The organism is uncultured Mucilaginibacter sp. (assembly GCF_903893715.1).
Taxonomy (GTDB): Bacteria; Bacteroidota; Bacteroidia; order Sphingobacteriales; family Sphingobacteriaceae; genus Mucilaginibacter.
This window is the reverse complement of the sequence record NZ_CAITNG010000081.1, coordinates 21,946-39,405: the sequence shown is the minus strand read 5'-3', so window position 1 is coordinate 39,405 and position 17,460 is coordinate 21,946. Positions and strand designations below refer to the sequence as shown.

The following is a 17,460-nucleotide window of genomic DNA, read 5'->3' as shown; positions in this document are numbered from 1 at the left end:
TAAACCGATTTAAATTTTTGATAAAAATTCAAATTTTAAAGATATTCAATTTTTGATTTTATCAATTATTTGTTAATTTTATTGATAATATCGCACCAATAATACGTGGTGATTAAAAATTTTAGTAGTTTATGACAAAAAAATTACAATTAAAAATTTGGAGCTTTGAAAATTAGTGTTACCTTTACACTATCAAATCAGCAACGATGTTGACGAGATTGAAAAAAGTTTAAAATAGTCTTCTCATAATTTAGGTTTATAATTGGTTAGTAAAGGCCCCCTGCCCATCAGGGGGCTTTGCTGTTTTATAACAACTCGGTTTTTTGAAAAACATATTTGCCCACAAAAACTTTTTTGTTACTTTTGCCATCCCAATCGGGGGATTAGCTCAGCTGGCTAGAGCGCTTGCATGGCATGCAAGAGGTCATCGGTTCGACTCCGATATTCTCCACATTGATTATCAGCCACTTAAACGAATGTTTGGGTGGCTTTTTTATGCCAGCCGTGTAACACGATTCCTTGGTCTGCAAACTGACTAAACTCCGTGCAAAAGCGTTCATTTTTATAAAAAATTAAGTGTTCGTAAAAATGTTCCTACCTTTCAGCATTTGACTTCTGTAGTTTTTTAAATATCAAGACGAATGGTCGCTTTAATCAATACTATCGTCTCCTAATTTTGGCGTTATCTAATCAACCTTCTCTGTGGCTTTTACCAAATAATCGAACAAATTGACGTTCGACGGAAGCTCGAGTTTTTTTCTTAACCTGTACCTGCTTACTTCAACAGCCCTTATGGTAATGCTCATTAACTGTGCAATCTCTTTTGACGATAGATTCATTTTTAAATAGGCGCACATTTTAAGGTCGTTTTGGCTCAATTCGGGAAATCTGTTTTTTAGCGTGGTTAAAAAATTGGAATGAACCTGATCAAAGTGTATGGCAAAATGGTCCCAGTCAGAATCTTTTCGCTCGGCCTCATTTATCAAACGAAGTACTTTTAACAGCTCCCGCTGTTTGCTGTTTGCATCTGCGTCTTTTATCAGCAATAGTCCTTCTTTTATTTTCGCCATCAATTTGCCACGCTGCACCAGGTGCATGGTCGTAGTAGCCAATTCTTTGTTTTTGTAGCCCACTTCAGCTTCCAGCTTTTCATTCTTCAGGGTAACAATTTCGCGCTCGTTATGCTCCATCTCCAACTGATGCATATACTTAAGCTGTATTTCGGCCTTTTTATGCTTCTTCTGCTGTAACTTGACAATGCTATAAAGTGTCAACAGCATCAACAGGACGTATAACATATAGCACCAAATAGTTTGGTACCATGCCGGCTTTATTTCGAAACTGTACTCAACATATTTTGATTCGCTTCCCAAATTATTTCGTGCTTTAACCCTGAATGTATAGGTGCCATAGCCTAAATTGGTGTACTCTTTTTCGCTTTTGGTACTCCATTCCGACCACCGCGTATCAAAACCTACCAACTGATAGCTAAACTCGATATTGCTGTGTTGCTCAAATAAGGTAGAAGAGAACTCAAAATGAAAAGAGTTAAAACTATGGGGAAATTGTAAAATCGAATCTTTATTTTGGGTTTGGTCAACATGGTTTTTACTCAAGAAGTACCCGCCGAATATAGTACTGTCTTTATCGCCGATAATCCGTACTTGTCCCAATAATACGTTGGGCTGACTGATGTTTTTTTTATACTTATCGTAGTTGATATGAAAAACTCCCCTGTTTGAACCGATAAACACATTCTCGCTATCATAGGGATAAACGTTTTCAAAGCCGGCCACAACCTTTGCAGTTAATTCAGGGAAGTTAACTATTGTGAAAGGCACTCCTGAATTGCTTCTGCTAAAATCAACTACACCAACTTTCTTATTGCCGATAAACCAAATATTGCCGTACTTGTCTTCATTAAGGTATTGCAGTTCAGTGTTTTTGAAAATTGCGTAAAAGTATGGCGATTGGTAAAAACGGTTGTTTTTGGAGTCGTATTCATATACACCTTTTTCGGTAGTGACGGCATTCCGCCCCTTTATTTTGAAAACATAATTGTGCAAAGATGACGGTAACCCATCGCGGCTGGTAAACAGTTTTTGGCTCGCTATCTTTTTGCCGTCTGCCGATAGAACGATTTTGTAAACCCCCCTGTAAGGATGCGATGCCCATATAGTATGTGCGTCGGCATCAATAGTTAAAAACCTCAACGACTCCATAAGGCCATCCAGTTGGCCCATGTCGGTAAATTGATTACCGGTATAGTCCAACAAACGTAACCCGTTGTAAGTGCCCACAATCACACTTTTGGATGTTTGGTTGGGTGAAAGCGGTTTGAACAGCCAAGTACCCGGAAATGTGTAAATAGGTTTTGAACTGTTCTTATCAATAAGATAAGCACCATCTTCGTTCCCTAACAACAGATGATTGTTTACTTCGTTCAAGTTCCAAACCTGCCCTTTGGTACGTTGCACCTCAATAAAGCGGCTGCTGCTGTTGCTGATGTCTTTTACGGAGTCTTTAAGTGGGATGGTGAAAACGGCATCTGATGTGCCAATATACAGCGACTGTTTGAAAACCCTAACGGCATAGGTAGAGGAGAGTTTATTGGCATCAGGATAAATCTGTTTGACGGAACTATTATATGCAACATAGCTTATCCCGTCGTCCAGGCCAAGCCAAATGTTTTGATCACGATCTGAAAATAAGCTGCGGATATTGTTTTTTTGTAAAGATTGTTCATTAGAGAAGTTTTGCACCATCCTGCCTTTTTTATCGATGACGTAGCAACCATTAAAGGCCGAACCGATTGCATAGTGGTTTTTATCAATCGCTTGCATGGTGTTTATCCAAACGTTTGAAAATTGTCCATCCAATACGGTTGATTTTTTAGTCAATATGCTGTTGTGCAACAGAAACAAGCCTTCCTTTAGGGTGGCCACCATCATTGTATCACCCGAATAACTGAGTACAGCCGTTACAATATTTTTAGCTGGTAGCGTGGCCAAAGGCTCCCACTTTGTATTGTTTAACTCCATTAGCTGGCCGGACCGCTCTTCGGCAATGAGTTTGCCGTTGCATTTTGCCAGATAAAGCCAGCCTTCTTTCGATTCGTACGATCTTATCGAGCCGTTGTCGAGTTCGAATATCCTGGCATTGGTCCTGAAAAACACTTTTTTTCCTAAAATCACCACATTCCAAACATCGCTAAACGAGCTATCTTGTTTGGGAACAAGGTGTTTTAACGAGGTGTATTTCAGCACACCTAATTGATTGGGAAAAAAATAGCCAATATCATCTTGCGCGCCTGTGTATATTTTGCCGTCATCGGCAATTTGAACGGATCGCACTACTGTTTTGTTCGGAATTGGGTAAAGCTTCCAATTTTGGCCATTATATGTCAACAGGCCTTCATTATTGGCAAAATACATAATACCATTCGCGTCCTGCTGTATATCCCAGTTTTGATTACCACCCCGGTATTCGGCGCTTGTAAAGTTGACCACTTGCGGTAACCCAATCGGGTTTTGGCCGAAGACTAAGGTTTTTACAAACAGTAATAAGATGATTAAGTAAAATTTCCTCATACTTTATTTCGACAGTAATTGCTCTGGGTAAGTTTTGTTTGGCACTTAAGCCCGGAGCCGGTATTTATAATGGTTTATAAATGTATAAATGTTTAGCTTAAAATTAAACCAGCCGAACGGTTGCTTAAGCTGCAATAATGCCCAACCATGCCTAATTGCAGTTATAAGCGTCGGAAAGACGATTGATTTTGAACAGGGTATAAATGGGATTTAAACACCGGAAGCACGTTTTTAAGCACCTTATTGCGTAAATAACGACAATTCGGCATGTTATAAACTGATAACTTTTTACAAATAATTTTTTCTTGATGTAGTAGTATTGTAGGGGTGGAAAACTGTCAAAATCGATAAAAATCAGCGTTTTGTATGGGTTATGTAGTAGTATGGAAATTTTTATTTGCGGAGATAATGCCCATGTTTGCAGTGTTCAAAATCCACGCCTTGTGGTTTTGATTTATAAACCACCATTATGCACATTTATGATTTTTGTTTGCTGACCTATGGTTAGGCGGCCTGCTTTGTTTTATTAAAAATTGCCGGGCACCACCAATTGCCCAAACCGTTAAATCAATTAAAAAAATTATCGATGAGAAAAAAAATTACTTTATTCATTTTACTCTTACTTTTTGCAGGTAGCCAGCTATTTGCCCAAAGTTTAAAGATTGCCGGCAAGGTGACCGATAGATCGGGACTGCCACTTCCAGGCGTTACCGTAAAGGTAAAGGGGACCACTACGGCCGTTTCGACCGATGCAGCAGGAAAGTTCACTATCAGCGCGGCCGCAAATTCAGTGTTAAGTTTTTCGTTTATTGGCTATACCGGGCAGGATATTGCTGTAAACAACCACACAACAATCAATGTAGTTTTGCAGGATGATATCAGGACATTAAACGATGTAGTTGTAGTTGGATACGGCTCTCAAAAATCCGAAAAGGTATCCGGAGCAATATCAACCATCAAAAGCTCAGATGTCGAAAAAGTTAACGCAGTTCGCGTAGAAGATGCCATTCAAGGCAGGGTTTCGGGTGTCGAAATTATTCAAAGCGGCTCGCCTGGCGTAACTCCAACAGTTTTGATCCGGGGTATACCTTCTTATACAGGTAGTGATCCTCTGGTAGTGATAGACGGAGTTGAACAAACTTTAACCGACTTTAACTCACTTAATCCTACCGATGTGGAATCGGTGTCGATACTGAAAGATGCAGCCGCGACCGCCATATATGGTGTAAATGGGGGTAACGGAGTTATTTTAGTAACCACCAAAACCGGTAAAAAAGACCAAAAAACACAATTTAGGTTGAGTACCAGCTATGGCATTCAACAGGTAGCCAATAAAGTAGATGTTTTAAATGCAACGCAATTTGCTGCAATGGAAAACGAAGCCAGTACCTTATCGGGAGGTCCCCTCATTTTCCCTAATTTAAGTACCGTTGGGGTTGGCACTAACTGGCAGGATCAGATTTTTAAAAATGCCCCGCTTCAAAATTATACGCTATCGGCAACCGGTGGTACCAGTAAAACCACCTATTTTTTGGAAGCAGGTTATACCGATCAGGCTGGTATAGTAGGCGGTATTGATAAATCAGATTACGGTCGCGGAAACTTTACCGCGAATTTGAATTTTGACTTAACACCAAAGCTGAGATTTACCATTAATGCGACCGATGTTATTCTCAATTCAAAAGGCGTTGCTGAAAACTCTTTTAATAGCGTAATAGGCAATGCGTTGAACTTTGACCCTACAGTACCTGTTTATAACAATGTACCGAACACCGTGGGCACTTATGGTTTTAGCAGGCTTGAACTGCAGGAAGTACATAACCCCTTAACACAACTCGATAATACGTATAACAAAGATTTAGGCAATAAGCTATACGGCAAGTTTGAGTTGCAATATGATGTTGTAAAAAATATAAAATTGACCTCACGCTTTGGTTATACCGATTATAACGACAACGCAAAATCATTTAACCCGTTAATTTTTTACGGTTTAAATAATAGCGATAATACCATGAACGCGGATGGTTCGACTGTAACAGGCGATCATAACTCGGTTACTTCAGTCCGCAACGGTAATTTTAACTGGAACTGGGAAAGTTATGCTAATTATGATTTTAGCTATAAAACCGACCATCATTTTCAAGCTGTAGCCGGTATTACATTTGCCGAAATTACCGGCAATCAAATCGGTGTGTCGCGGCAGGATGTACCATTTAATTCCTGGACATACGCAGATTATACCGCTGCAACAGGTGTCAACTCGGCCACCAATACCAACGCGCAAACAGGGTATTACTACCAATATTCCGATAAAAAGCTCTCTTACTTCGCTAGGTTGAATTATGACTATAAAGACAAATATTTAGCCACCTTTAGCGATCGCGAAGACGGCGATCAGGTATTTGGCGCCAATAACAAGTTTGGTAATTTTTACGCGGCCTCGTTAGGCTGGATAGTTTCGAAAGAAGACTTTTTCCAATCTAAACTGGTAACATTCTTGAAATTAAGAGGCAGCTATGGTATATCAGGTAATAGTAATGCCTCCAATGCGCAAGTATCAACTATTGTAACAGGCGGGCCTTACAATACCATAGGCAACAGCAACGGTTATAGTTTCGGAAATATGTTTGAGCCAGGTTCATCAATCGGCTCGCTGGCAAACCCTGATTTGGCGTGGGAAAAAGACAAGCAAACCGATATAGGCTTTGATATTGAATTGGCACATAAGCTAACTTTTAACTTCGATTTGTACAAAAAAGACGTTGACGGGCTGTTGTTTACGCCAACTCAGTCGTTGTATTTAGGTACAGTGCCTGCCTCCAATGCTAACATCGGTTCAACATCTACCAAGGGTATTGATGCGATGGTTAGTTACAACACTAACTTTGGCAAAAACTTTAAATTCAGCACATCTTTAACTTTTAGCACTTTCAAAAGCAATGTTACGGCAACTAATTCCGATAATTCGGCCATCGTAACCGGCGGGTCTTTTTATAACGGACAAAGCCAAACGGCTACCGTATTTAAAACAGGATATGCCCCTGGCGAGTTTTGGGGATATAAAACAGATGGCCTGTTTCAAACGCAGGCGCAGATCACTCAATCGCCGGCGCAAGCCGGAGCACAACCCGGAAGTATAAAGTATGTTGACGTTAATGGCGATGGGGTAATTACCAGTGCCGATCAAACGGATTTAGGCAGCCCCTTTCCTAAATTTACCATGGGCTGGAATTTAAACCTGGCGTATAAGCAATTTGACCTGACTACATTTGTTTATATATCCGAAGGCAACAAAATTTTTAAAGCCTGGGACAGGAACGCCAACTATACCAACAAACCAAGTACCATCTTAGCAAGATGGACCGGTCCGGGATCCACTAACGATGCGGCCAATCCTGAGTATACATTTACTGATGTGAGCGATAACTCCCGTGTATCCGACAGATATATTGAAGATGGTTCATTTATAAAAATCAAAAACATACAGCTTGGCTATACTATCCCGAAGTCGATTTTAAAGGGTCAAAATACCAGCCTGCGCATTTACGCCCAGGTTAAAAACGCGTACACATTTACTAAGTACACCGGTTTTGACCCTGAAATATCGGGCGGAATCATGAACAGCGGTGTAGATTATGGAAATTATCCTCAGGCACGTATAGGGCTGGTAGGTCTTGATTTTAAATTTTAATTTAAAAATTACAGAAATGAAAACGTATTTAAAAATAGCAGCGATGATGGGCTTGATGGTCTTGGTCGCGTCCTGCAAAAAATTTGTCGACTATAATCCTACGGACTCCTACCTGATCACGGCTTCGTCATCATTGCAATCAGCATCCGATTACCAAACAATGGAAATCAGTGTTTATACCCCCTTGCAATGGCTAAATCAGGTGGTACCTATTGGTGATATTGCTTCTGATAATTCAGTGGCCGGCGGCGAAAGCGCTTCGGACGTGCTTGACCTGCAACAGATAGACCAGTTTACAGTTACTCCAACAAATGGCACCCTGACCAGTATATGGCAGTATGCCTATGAAGGCATAAACAGGGCGAATTATCTTACCCAATACCAAACAAACAACCCTTCGGGGGCGCAGGTGAATTTTACAGGTAAAGATGCCATGTATGGCGAGATTTACTTTTTGCGGGCCTATTACTATTTCACGCTGGTAAAAATGTTTGGCGGTGTACCACTATTTATCGATAAACGCCTGGATTTTTCAAACTCGGGTACTTTACAAAGGGCGGCCCCCGCTGCTGTTTATGCGCAAATGGAAGCCGATTTAACCAAAGCCATATCTGTATTGCCAACCATACAATCGCAACCGGGGAGGGTTACCAAATATGCTGCACAGGCACTATTGGGCAAGGTTTATTTATATGAAAAGAAATATACTTCAGCCGCGCCGGTTTTGCAAAGCGTTATCGACGCGGGTGCTTTCACGCTGGTAACCAAGTTCGATTCGATTTTTGTGAAATCAGGAGAGAACGGCCCGGAATCTGTATTTGAGATTCAATACAGCAATAGCTCTCCTTACTACCAATGGTCGAATGTTTTACAGGGACAAGGCAACTACTCGGTACAACAATGCGGCGTAAGGCAAATGAGCGGTACATCGGCCATGCCCTATGCAGCAGGTTGGAGTACTAATCTGCCTTCAGTTAACTTATACAATGCCTATCAGGCAGGCGACCAGCGCCAGCCGGGTACCTTGTTTGACGTTGCAGCCTATGCCACTGCAAACCCGGCTTTAAATGTTACCTATCAGGTCGCACCCTATGAAAATACCGGATACTACAATAAAAAGTATTTGCCGCGAAAAGGCCAGACCAGCGGGCAACCCGAATTAAACTATTTGAACAACTTCAGGACCATCAGATATGCCGATGTGCTTTTAATGGCTGCCGAAGCTTATAACCAGAGCAATAATGATGCAAAAGCGCAGCTTTACCTCAATCAGGTACGCCGCAGGGCATTTCAGGTTGCCGATGCTTCGCATGATGTTACTGCAACAGGAGCAACGCTCTACACTGCAATTTTAAACGAACGCCGTTTGGAGTTGGCCATGGAGGGAGAGCGCTTTTTTGACCTGGTGCGTACCGGTCAGGCAGCAACGGTGCTTGGATCAGCTTTTAAAACAGGCAAAAACGAGCTGTTTCCGATACCGCAGCAGGAAGTTACGGTATCAGGCTTGGCGCAAAACCCGGGTTATTAATTTCTAATAAAAAGAAGAACAACATGAAAATATCAAAATTTTTAGCGCTGCTCAGCATTCCTATTTGCTTGGCTTTAGGATGTAAAAAAGACCAATTTGATGATACCTCCTTGGTTAATACTGCTGCTCCGGCAAGTAATGTGTCAGTAATGTTCAATATTACGCATGACAATACGGGGCTTGTAACCATCACCCCTAATGGCTCGGGTGTAGTGAAATATGATGTTTACTATGGCGATGCCACTGTAAGCCCGGCAACTGTTCCCTCGGGGCAAAGTACCTTACATACTTATGCCGAGGGTACCTACAATGTTAAAGTAATAGCTCACGATCTAGTTGGCGGCACGGTAACCGTTACTCAACAACTGGTGGTTTCATTTTTGGCACCACAAAACCTGGTAGCAAAAGTAACAACCAACAATTTAACGGTAAGCGTATCGGCAACTGCAAAATATGCTACCCTGTTTAAAGTTTACTTTGGCGACTCTACCAACGTATCTCCAATCCCATCGGTAAGTATACTGGCCGGCGTAACCGTAAACCATAACTATGTGAATGCAGGCAAGTATATTGTTAAGGTCATCGCTTTAAGCGGGGGTGCTGCAACTACGCAATATCTGGATACTATCAATGTATCCAAACAAATAGCGTTGCCGGTAAACTTTGAAGACCCCAACACTAACTATACCATGTCCGATTTTGGCGGCAATGTATCCACGTTCGCTGTAGACCCCAAAGTTAGTACCAACCACGTGATGAAATCTGTTAAAACAGCCGGTGCACAAACATGGGCAGGTACTACTATCGGTACAGCCGCAGGGTTTGCTACTCCGGTGCCACTTACTGCTGCAAATCTTAAAATGACAGTCAGGGTATTATCACCTGCTGCAGGTTTGGATGTGAAGCTAAAGCTCGATAATCACGGCAACCCAAACAATGGTTTATCTGTAGAAACAGATGTTAAAACAACATTGGTTAACCAATGGGAAACCTTAACCTTCGATTTTAGCAAACCGGCAACGGGCACACCTGCCTGGACAGCCGCTAACACCTATGATCTGGCATCTATTTTCTTCGATTTTAATAATGCCGGAACGGGCGCAACCTTTTACTTTGACGATTTGATGATGGCCCCGCCGTCATTGACACAAATAGATTTACCTGTAAATTTTGAAGCGACTACGGTAGATTATACCATGTCCGACTTTGGAGGTAACTCTACTGTGATCGGTAAAGACCCAACCAATAGCAGTAACCATGTGATGATATCGACCAAAACATCAGGAGCGCAAACTTGGGCAGGTACAACTATTGGTACTACCAACGGGTTTTTGCACGCCATTCCGTTGACAGCTAACGCCACTAAAATGACACTGAGGGTTTATTCACCAGCAGTAGGTCTTGATGTCAAACTAAAATTGGATAACCACGCCAATCCCAACAATGGCCTGTCTGTTGAGACTGATGTAAAAACAACAGTAGCCAACAAATGGGAAATGCTAACGTTCGATTTTACACAAAACGCGGCAGGGACACCGGCATTAAATCTGGCTAATAAATATGATTTGGCTTCTGTCTTCTTCGATTTTAATAATGCGGGCACCGGTTCGGTATTTTATTGGGATGAACTGCACTTTTTATCCCAAATGAGCTTGCCGGTTAATTTCAATAACCCTGATGTTGATTATACAGTAACAGATTTTGGAAGCAATTATTCCTCGCTTGTAGCCGATCCGGCCAACTCCGGCACTTTGGTAACTAAAACAACCAAACCCGCAGGTGCGCAAACATGGGCAGGCACTACCATGGGAACGCCGGTTGGTTTCGCAACAGCTATCCCAATCAGTTCCACAAGGACAAAAATGACCTTGCAGGTATATTCTCCGGCCGCGGGCATACCCATCATGGTGAAATTGGAAGATTTGAACAGTACAACATTTGTGCAAACCCAGGTTAACTCAACAGTTGCCAACCAATGGGAAACATTGACCTTCGACTTTAGCGCCCCATCTGCCGGTTCGTATACAGCAGGTGTAAAATATGTAAAAGCGTCTGTTTTCTTCGACTTCAACAATGCTGGTTCGGGCAAGGTGTTTTACTGGAACAACGCAATCTTTTTATAACCAAAAAAAATAAAGACATGGAAAAAAATATGAAATACGTCTTGTTGTTGGCCTTCGTGGCGACAATAGCCATAACGGCTTGTAAAAAGACCGATTATACTTTCGGGAGTATTACTGCACCAAGTAATTTAGCCATAACCGCTGCTATACAGGGTTTAAATACAGCCAACCCCACTGGCGATGGCTCGGGCAACGTTGCCTTTACCTTATCGGCAACCAACGCGCTTGGTTACAAAATCTATTTTGGTAACGGCGACTCGGTGTACACAACATCAACCACAGCCAACTATAAATACACCAAACTGGATACCAATACGTACACGGTTACCGTAAACGCTATAGGTACCGGCGGCGCCATGACGACTGCAAGCAAGCAAATACGGGTGTTATACAAATATCAAATACCGGCAAACATCATAACATTGCTTACTAACGGTACGTCAAAAAATTGGGGCGTGGCAAAAGACACAACAGGTCATTTTGGTGTTGGGCCAATAACAAGTTTCACCCCCGATTGGTACCAGGCAGTACCCAACGAAAAAGCGGCCACCCCGTGTGCTTACGCGGGTACCATTACATTTACACAGGTAAGTGCTAATAGCATTTCGATGCTCGATAATAATTTGGGTTCTTCGTTTATTATCGGTGCCGCAACGCCATTTTATGGTCAATCGGGGGGTGATGGCTGCTATGTCATAAATACGGGAGGAACCAAAATACTCGGTTTTTCCGGAGCCAACTCGGGGTCTAATTCTACTAACTCAACCGGAGTGCAATTTAATGTCCCCGGCAATGGTCTTGTAAATTTTGGTACCGGGGGCACAACGTATGAAATTATATCTTTAAAGGTCAATGTAATGGTTTTACGGAATATTGGCTCCGATGGTAATGCCTGGTATCAAATATTAAGGGCCAAATAATTGGTGAATATTAACAACTTACCACTGGATTTAATATCCATGTGGTAAGTTTATAAATAATTAAAAATGAGGAATTTTCTTAACGCCTGCATCTTACTGAGTTTTTTCCTGATAGCCTGTAGTAAGTCTGGGCAAAGTGGTACAGACACCGGTAATTTACCGCCTACTAATTTAACTGTAAGCGCGGTTGCGGCCCAAGATAGTACAGGCAACGTAAATTTTACAGCTGTTGCCACAAATGCTATAACTTACGATTTTGACTTTGGCAACGGCGTGATACAAACTGTGGCATCGGGAGTGGTTACCTATAAATATTCAGCATCAGGCACTTATAATGTGAATGTTATCGCGAAAAGTTCATCCGGGCAAACCGTATCTGCAAGTACAACGGTAACGGTTAGTGTTAAGCTAAATTTGGTTTGGTCGGACGAGTTTAATATCGACGGTGCTCCTGACCCTAATAAGTGGGGTTATGATATTGGTACCGGTTCGGGCGGATGGGGTAATAGCGAGTTGGAGTATTATACTAACCGTACGCAAAACGTTTTTGTTCAAAACGGCCTGTTAAATATTGTTGCGTTAAAAGAGAATTATAGCGGCAGTGCTTACACGTCTGCTCGGTTACTTACGCAAGGTAAATATGCTTTTACCTATGGCCGTATTGATATCAGGGCTAAATTACCTTCAGGTATGGGGCCTTGGCCCGCCATTTGGATGCTGGGCAGCGATATAAGCACCACCGCCTGGCCCGCTTGCGGCGAAATGGACATTATGGAAACCAATGGCAATAATTCCAACAAAATTTATGGTACATTACATTATCCCGGCCACTCGGGTGCAAATGGAAACGGAAATACCACTATCATCAGTGGCGCTACAACGGCGTTTCACGTTTATTCATTAGTTTGGTCGGCATCATCTATTAATATTTTGGTTGATAACCAGGTTTATCAAACTGTTGCTAATTCAAGTAGCCTTCCATTTAATCAAAATTTCTTTATCCTGTTAAATCTGGCAATGGGCGGAACGTTTGGAGGCACGGTTGACCCTGCGTTCACCAGCGCCACCATGCAAATAGACTATATCAGGGTGTACCAATAAAAGTATTCAAATTGTTTTAACACCATTTTTCTACAGCGTGTCCTGTTCCTCGGCGGGACACGTTTTTAATACGCTTTAATATGTTAGTATTCATCAGGATGCTTAAATTATCTATTACAACCATTTTACTTATCTGGTTAGGGTCGTTAACGTGTTTTGCGCAACAAAACACGTTGGATTCTCAAGCGCCTATCGCACAAAAGGTTGACCAGTTATTGCTAAAAATGACGCTGGAGGAAAAAGTGGGCCAACTTAATCAATACGCCAGCTATAAAAATGCCACAGGCCCGATTAATAGTACCGGCAATATTGTAGATGAAATAAAGCAGGGGAGGGTTGGGTCTATACTAAAAGTAAACGGAACGGTTGATATACGCATTTACCAGCAGGCCGCTATGCAGTCGCGTTTAAAAATCCCCCTATTGTTCGGCGAAGATGTTATCCATGGATATCATACAACCTTCCCCATTCCGCTCGCGGAAGCGTCAAGCTGGGACATGGCGGCCATTGGTTTATCGGCCCGTATAGCAGCAACAGAAGCCGCCGCTTCCGGAATTAACTGGACGTTTGCTCCGATGGTTGATATCAGCCGCGACCCGCGTTGGGGACGCATAATGGAAGGCGCCGGCGAAGACCCATACTTAGGTTCGCAAATAGCTATTGCACGGGTTAAGGGTTTTCAAGGCAATGGTCTGGGCAGTCTCGACGCCGTAATGGCCTGTGCCAAGCACTTTGCGGCATACGGTGCCGCCATTGCGGGCCGCGATTACAATTCTGTTGACATAAGCGACCGAACCTTATGGGAAGTTTATTTGCCGCCTTTTAAAGCAGCCGTTGACGCAGGTGCGGCAACTTTCATGAACTCGTTCAATGAGTTGAACGGCATACCCGCAACCGGGAACACTTACCTGCAACGCGATATACTAAAAGGCCAATGGGGCTATAAAGGGTTTGTTGTGAGCGACTGGGGCTCGATAACCGAAATGATCAATCACGGCTTCGTTGCCGATAAAAGGCATGCTGCGATGGCCGCGATTACCGCCGGGTGCGACATGGATATGGAAGGAAGAAGCTATATCGATAATTTGCCGCAATTGGTAAAATCGGGCGCGGTTTCTGTTGCGCTGATAGATGATGCGGTGCGCCGGATACTACAAAAGAAGTTTGAATTGGGTTTGTTTGACGATCCATTTAGATTTTGTAACACCGAACGCGAAAAAACAGTTGTAAACTCTCCTGAAAACAAAGCCATAGCACGTTCGGTAGCCCAAAAAAGTATGGTGCTGTTGAAAAACGACAATCAATTATTGCCCTTATCAAAAAACCTAAAGCAGATTGCACTGATAGGCCCCCTTGCAAAGGCAAAAAAAGATATGCGGGGATTTTGGGCGCTGCCATGGGGCGAAAGTGACGAAACCGATCCAGTTTCGTTATATGAAGGGATACAAAATAAACTGGGAAACAATACAACATTATTGTACGCAAAGGGCTGCAACATAGATGATACTGTTCGGGCAGGTTTTGCCGATGCCGTAAAAGCAGCACAACAGGCCGATGTTGTCGTAATGGCCGTAGGCGAAGCATTTGATATGAGCGGCGAAGCAAAAAGCCGCGCCAATATTCACATACCTGGTGTTCAGGAAGATTTGATAAAAGCCATTCGGGCAACTGGGAAACCATTGGTTGTTTTGGTTATGGGAGGTCGGCCACTTATTTTTAACTGGACAGCCGACCACGCGCCGGCTATATTGTACACCTGGTGGCTGGGCACCGAAGCCGGTAATGCCATGGCAGACGTTTTATTTGGAGACTACAACCCCTCTGGTAAACTACCCGTTTCGTTTCCACGGTCCGAAGGGCAGATTCCCATTTATTATAGTTACAAAAGTACAGGACGTCCATTAATAAGTCCGGCAGATGTGGTCTACAAATCTGCTTATATCGACCAATTGAATACCCCCCGCTATGCTTTTGGATATGGTTTGAGTTATACCAGCTTTAAATATTCCGACTTAAAATTGAGCGCAAAAACTATGAATGACAAGCAGAAGATATTGATAAGTTTTGCCCTAACCAATACCGGCAAATACGCCGGCGAAGAAGTGGCGCAGCTTTACCTGCACGACAGGGTTGCAAGCGTAACCCGGCCTGTTAAAGAATTAAAAGACTTTATAAAAGTAAATCTCAAACCGTCGGAAACCTGTGTGGTCAATTTTGAAATAGATTCAAAGAAACTGGCATTTTATAATCAAAAAATGATTTGGAGCACTGAACCGGGCATGTTCGATATAATGATTGGCAGCGCTTCGGACGATATCAGGTTAACCGATACTTTCCAACTTATAAAAACGCAATAATGTATTATCGGTATAAAATGTCTTGTGGGGTTTTGTTGCTGGCGGCGTATTGCGGCTTCTGTTCGGCACAAGCAATAAAAAGTCAAAAAAAACAAGTTGAAATTTACACTACCGCCCAAAACACCGCTTACAGACTTAGCCATACCGACATTCTTTCTCTCTCAAAGACAAGAAAAGCGCCTACCGAAAAGGATGCGCTTATTTTTATCGATACCCTAAAAAAATTCCAAACAATAGTGGGCATCGGAGGAGCGTTGACAGATGCCGCCGCCGAAACTTTTTATAAACTTCCTGCAACAAAACAACAAGAGTTGATTAATGCCTATTTCAATCCACAATCGGGCATTGGTTATACCCTGGCACGCACCAATATGCAAAGCTGCGATTTTTCGAGCGACATGTACACCTACGTGAGCGATGGTGATGCGGCTTTAAAAACATTTAGTGTCACACACGATGAAAAATATAAAATGCCGCTCATTAAAGAGGCTATGAAGGTTGCCAAAGGTAAGCTATCGTTGTTTATTTCGCCCTGGAGCCCGCCTGCCTGGATGAAAGACAATAGCAGCACCTTAAACGGCGGTAAGTTATTGCCGGCCTTCGCGCAAAGCTGGGCCAACTTTTATATCAAATTTATACAAGCTTATAAGCAACAGGGAATACCGGTTTGGGGTTTAACGGTACAAAATGAGCCGCTTGCACAGCAGAAATGGGAATCGTGTATTTTTACGGCTGAAGAGGAACGCGATTTTGTAAAAAACTATCTGGGCCCTGCGCTGCACAATAACGGCTTTAGCAACAAAAAGCTTATTATTTGGGATCATAACCGCGATTTGATATTTCAACGCACTGCTACTGTTTTGGCTGACAAGCAAGCAGCTAAATACGTGTGGGGCATCGGGTATCATTGGTATGAAACCTGGACAGGTGGCCCTATGCAGTTTGACAACGTACGACGCGTGGCCGAATCGTTCCCTGAAAAGCACCTCATTTTCACCGAGGGCTGCACCGAGAAATTTGATGCCTCAAAAATGGACAATTGGGAACATGGCGAAAAGTACGGCATCTCGATGATTAACGACCTGAATTGCGGCGTTGTGGGATGGTCAGACTGGAATATCCTGCTCGATCAAAACGGCGGTCCCAACCATGTTGGCAATTATTGTTTTGCGCCCGTGCATGCCAATACTCAAACTGGCGATATAACTTACACTAACGCCTATTACTATATAGGGCAATTTTCAAAATTCATCAGGCCGGGAGCTAAGCGGGTGGCGTGTTCGTCAAATCGCAGTCAGTTGGCCACCACGGCTTTTATCAATACCGATGGCAAATTGGCCGTAGTGATACTCAATGTAACAGACGATAGCGTCAACTACCAACTATCGCTGGATGGGTATATTGCATCATCGACAATTTTACCTCACGCTATCGCCACTTTAATTGTCGATAAATAATTTGAAGTATAATTGTCTTTTTTGAATTACCGCAATTTTCCAAAACCGATTTCATGAGCTTTGAATACAGAAACTTTTATGCCCCATTTCTGTTAATCGGTCTCAAATGCTTGAAAGACTTTCAATTACACCTGCGCGTTTAAAGGTTCATTAAATAGAGTTGTTACAAAATTTCCAAAGTCAGACTTTTACCAAATCGATAGGTCAGCTTTAGCTCTTGTGAGATATTGTTTAGTCTGCCCAATGCGTAGTTGCATAAACTAAATTGATAGCTAAAACCGAACCGTGTATTCTTGTTCAAATTAGTAAAAAGATATCGGCCAGAGCACTATCATTGCGATAACTAAACCCATTCGTCAAAATTTCTTCCATATACAATATTACAGAAACGTTATAATCAAAGGACAACGCATTGCCCCGATAACACAATGAATCGGAAGGCCTCACCTTAAAATCGCTACCCAAATGCTGCTCGTAGGCACCCGTTAATTAATAAGCTGCAGGAAGATCTGAAACCACGCTGTTACTCAACGGGAAACCGATACATAGGCATCATAATTGCTACCATCAGCGATACAACGAAACCCTAATAAGAGATCGTTTTCGTTGTTATTAATATTTTAAAAGAAGGATGGGTTAGATCTCTTGAACAGGTTAATTTATGATTCCTGAAACCTGCATTAATTGGGTCGA

8 protein-coding genes and 1 tRNA gene are annotated in these 17,460 nt (G+C 42.5%); 8 read left to right on the top strand and 1 reads right to left on the bottom strand.

From position 1 onward, the window contains the following. Nucleotides 1-377: 377 nt before the first annotated feature. Nucleotides 378-451: transfer RNA gene (locus QZX97_RS09555), tRNA-Ala, on the top strand. 235 nt (nucleotides 452-686) lie between these two features. Here QZX97_RS09555 and QZX97_RS09550 read toward each other — a convergent pair. After that, a complete protein-coding gene (locus QZX97_RS09550) occupies nucleotides 687-3,590 on the bottom strand; it encodes a triple tyrosine motif-containing protein (protein WP_295653774.1) in 2,904 nt (967 codons plus the stop codon). A gap of 586 nt (nucleotides 3,591-4,176) precedes the next feature. On the opposite strand from QZX97_RS09550, the gene QZX97_RS09545 reads away from it, so the two are divergent. From QZX97_RS09545 to QZX97_RS09515, 7 genes are all read left to right on the top strand, one after another. Further along, nucleotides 4,177-7,281, top strand: a complete 3,105-nt coding sequence (locus tag QZX97_RS09545; RefSeq protein ID WP_295653773.1) for a TonB-dependent receptor — start codon at nucleotides 4,177-4,179, stop codon at nucleotides 7,279-7,281. A gap of 16 nt (nucleotides 7,282-7,297) precedes the next feature. Then, nucleotides 7,298-8,809 (top strand): RagB/SusD family nutrient uptake outer membrane protein, encoded by a 1,512-nt coding sequence (locus QZX97_RS09540; protein ID WP_295653771.1) that lies wholly within the window; start codon nucleotides 7,298-7,300, stop codon nucleotides 8,807-8,809. Between the two features lie 23 nt (nucleotides 8,810-8,832). Beyond that, nucleotides 8,833-10,932: a hypothetical protein gene (locus QZX97_RS09535; RefSeq protein ID WP_295653769.1), complete on the top strand. Its 2,100-nt coding sequence runs from the start codon at nucleotides 8,833-8,835 to the stop codon at nucleotides 10,930-10,932. 17 nt (nucleotides 10,933-10,949) lie between these two features. Then, complete coding sequence (locus QZX97_RS09530) at nucleotides 10,950-11,852, top strand: PKD domain-containing protein (protein ID WP_295653767.1); 903 nt, start codon at nucleotides 10,950-10,952, stop codon at nucleotides 11,850-11,852. 66 nt (nucleotides 11,853-11,918) lie between these two features. Continuing rightward, nucleotides 11,919-12,953, top strand: a complete 1,035-nt coding sequence (locus tag QZX97_RS09525) for a family 16 glycosylhydrolase (RefSeq protein ID WP_295653766.1) — start codon at nucleotides 11,919-11,921, stop codon at nucleotides 12,951-12,953. A 173-nt stretch (nucleotides 12,954-13,126) separates the two neighbouring features. Further along, the gene (bglX, locus tag QZX97_RS09520) at nucleotides 13,127-15,310 is read left to right on the top strand and encodes a beta-glucosidase BglX (RefSeq protein ID WP_295664600.1); all 2,184 of its coding nucleotides are present in this window, start codon (nucleotides 13,127-13,129) and stop codon (nucleotides 15,308-15,310) included. A 17-nt stretch (nucleotides 15,311-15,327) separates the two neighbouring features. Beyond that, complete coding sequence (locus QZX97_RS09515) at nucleotides 15,328-16,767, top strand: glycoside hydrolase family 30 protein (protein ID WP_295653761.1); 1,440 nt, start codon at nucleotides 15,328-15,330, stop codon at nucleotides 16,765-16,767. Nucleotides 16,768-17,460: the final 693 nt, after the last annotated feature.

Coding starts and splice junctions, on each gene's coding strand:
- QZX97_RS09550 (WP_295653774.1), bottom strand. CDS start 3,590: ATGAGGAAATTTTACTTAATCATCTTATTACTGTTTGTAAAAACCTTA.
- QZX97_RS09545 (WP_295653773.1), top strand. CDS start 4,177: ATGAGAAAAAAAATTACTTTATTCATTTTACTCTTACTTTTTGCAGGT.
- QZX97_RS09540 (WP_295653771.1), top strand. CDS start 7,298: ATGAAAACGTATTTAAAAATAGCAGCGATGATGGGCTTGATGGTCTTG.
- QZX97_RS09535 (WP_295653769.1), top strand. CDS start 8,833: ATGAAAATATCAAAATTTTTAGCGCTGCTCAGCATTCCTATTTGCTTG.
- QZX97_RS09530 (WP_295653767.1), top strand. CDS start 10,950: ATGGAAAAAAATATGAAATACGTCTTGTTGTTGGCCTTCGTGGCGACA.
- QZX97_RS09525 (WP_295653766.1), top strand. CDS start 11,919: ATGAGGAATTTTCTTAACGCCTGCATCTTACTGAGTTTTTTCCTGATA.
- QZX97_RS09515 (WP_295653761.1), top strand. CDS start 15,328: ATGTCTTGTGGGGTTTTGTTGCTGGCGGCGTATTGCGGCTTCTGTTCG.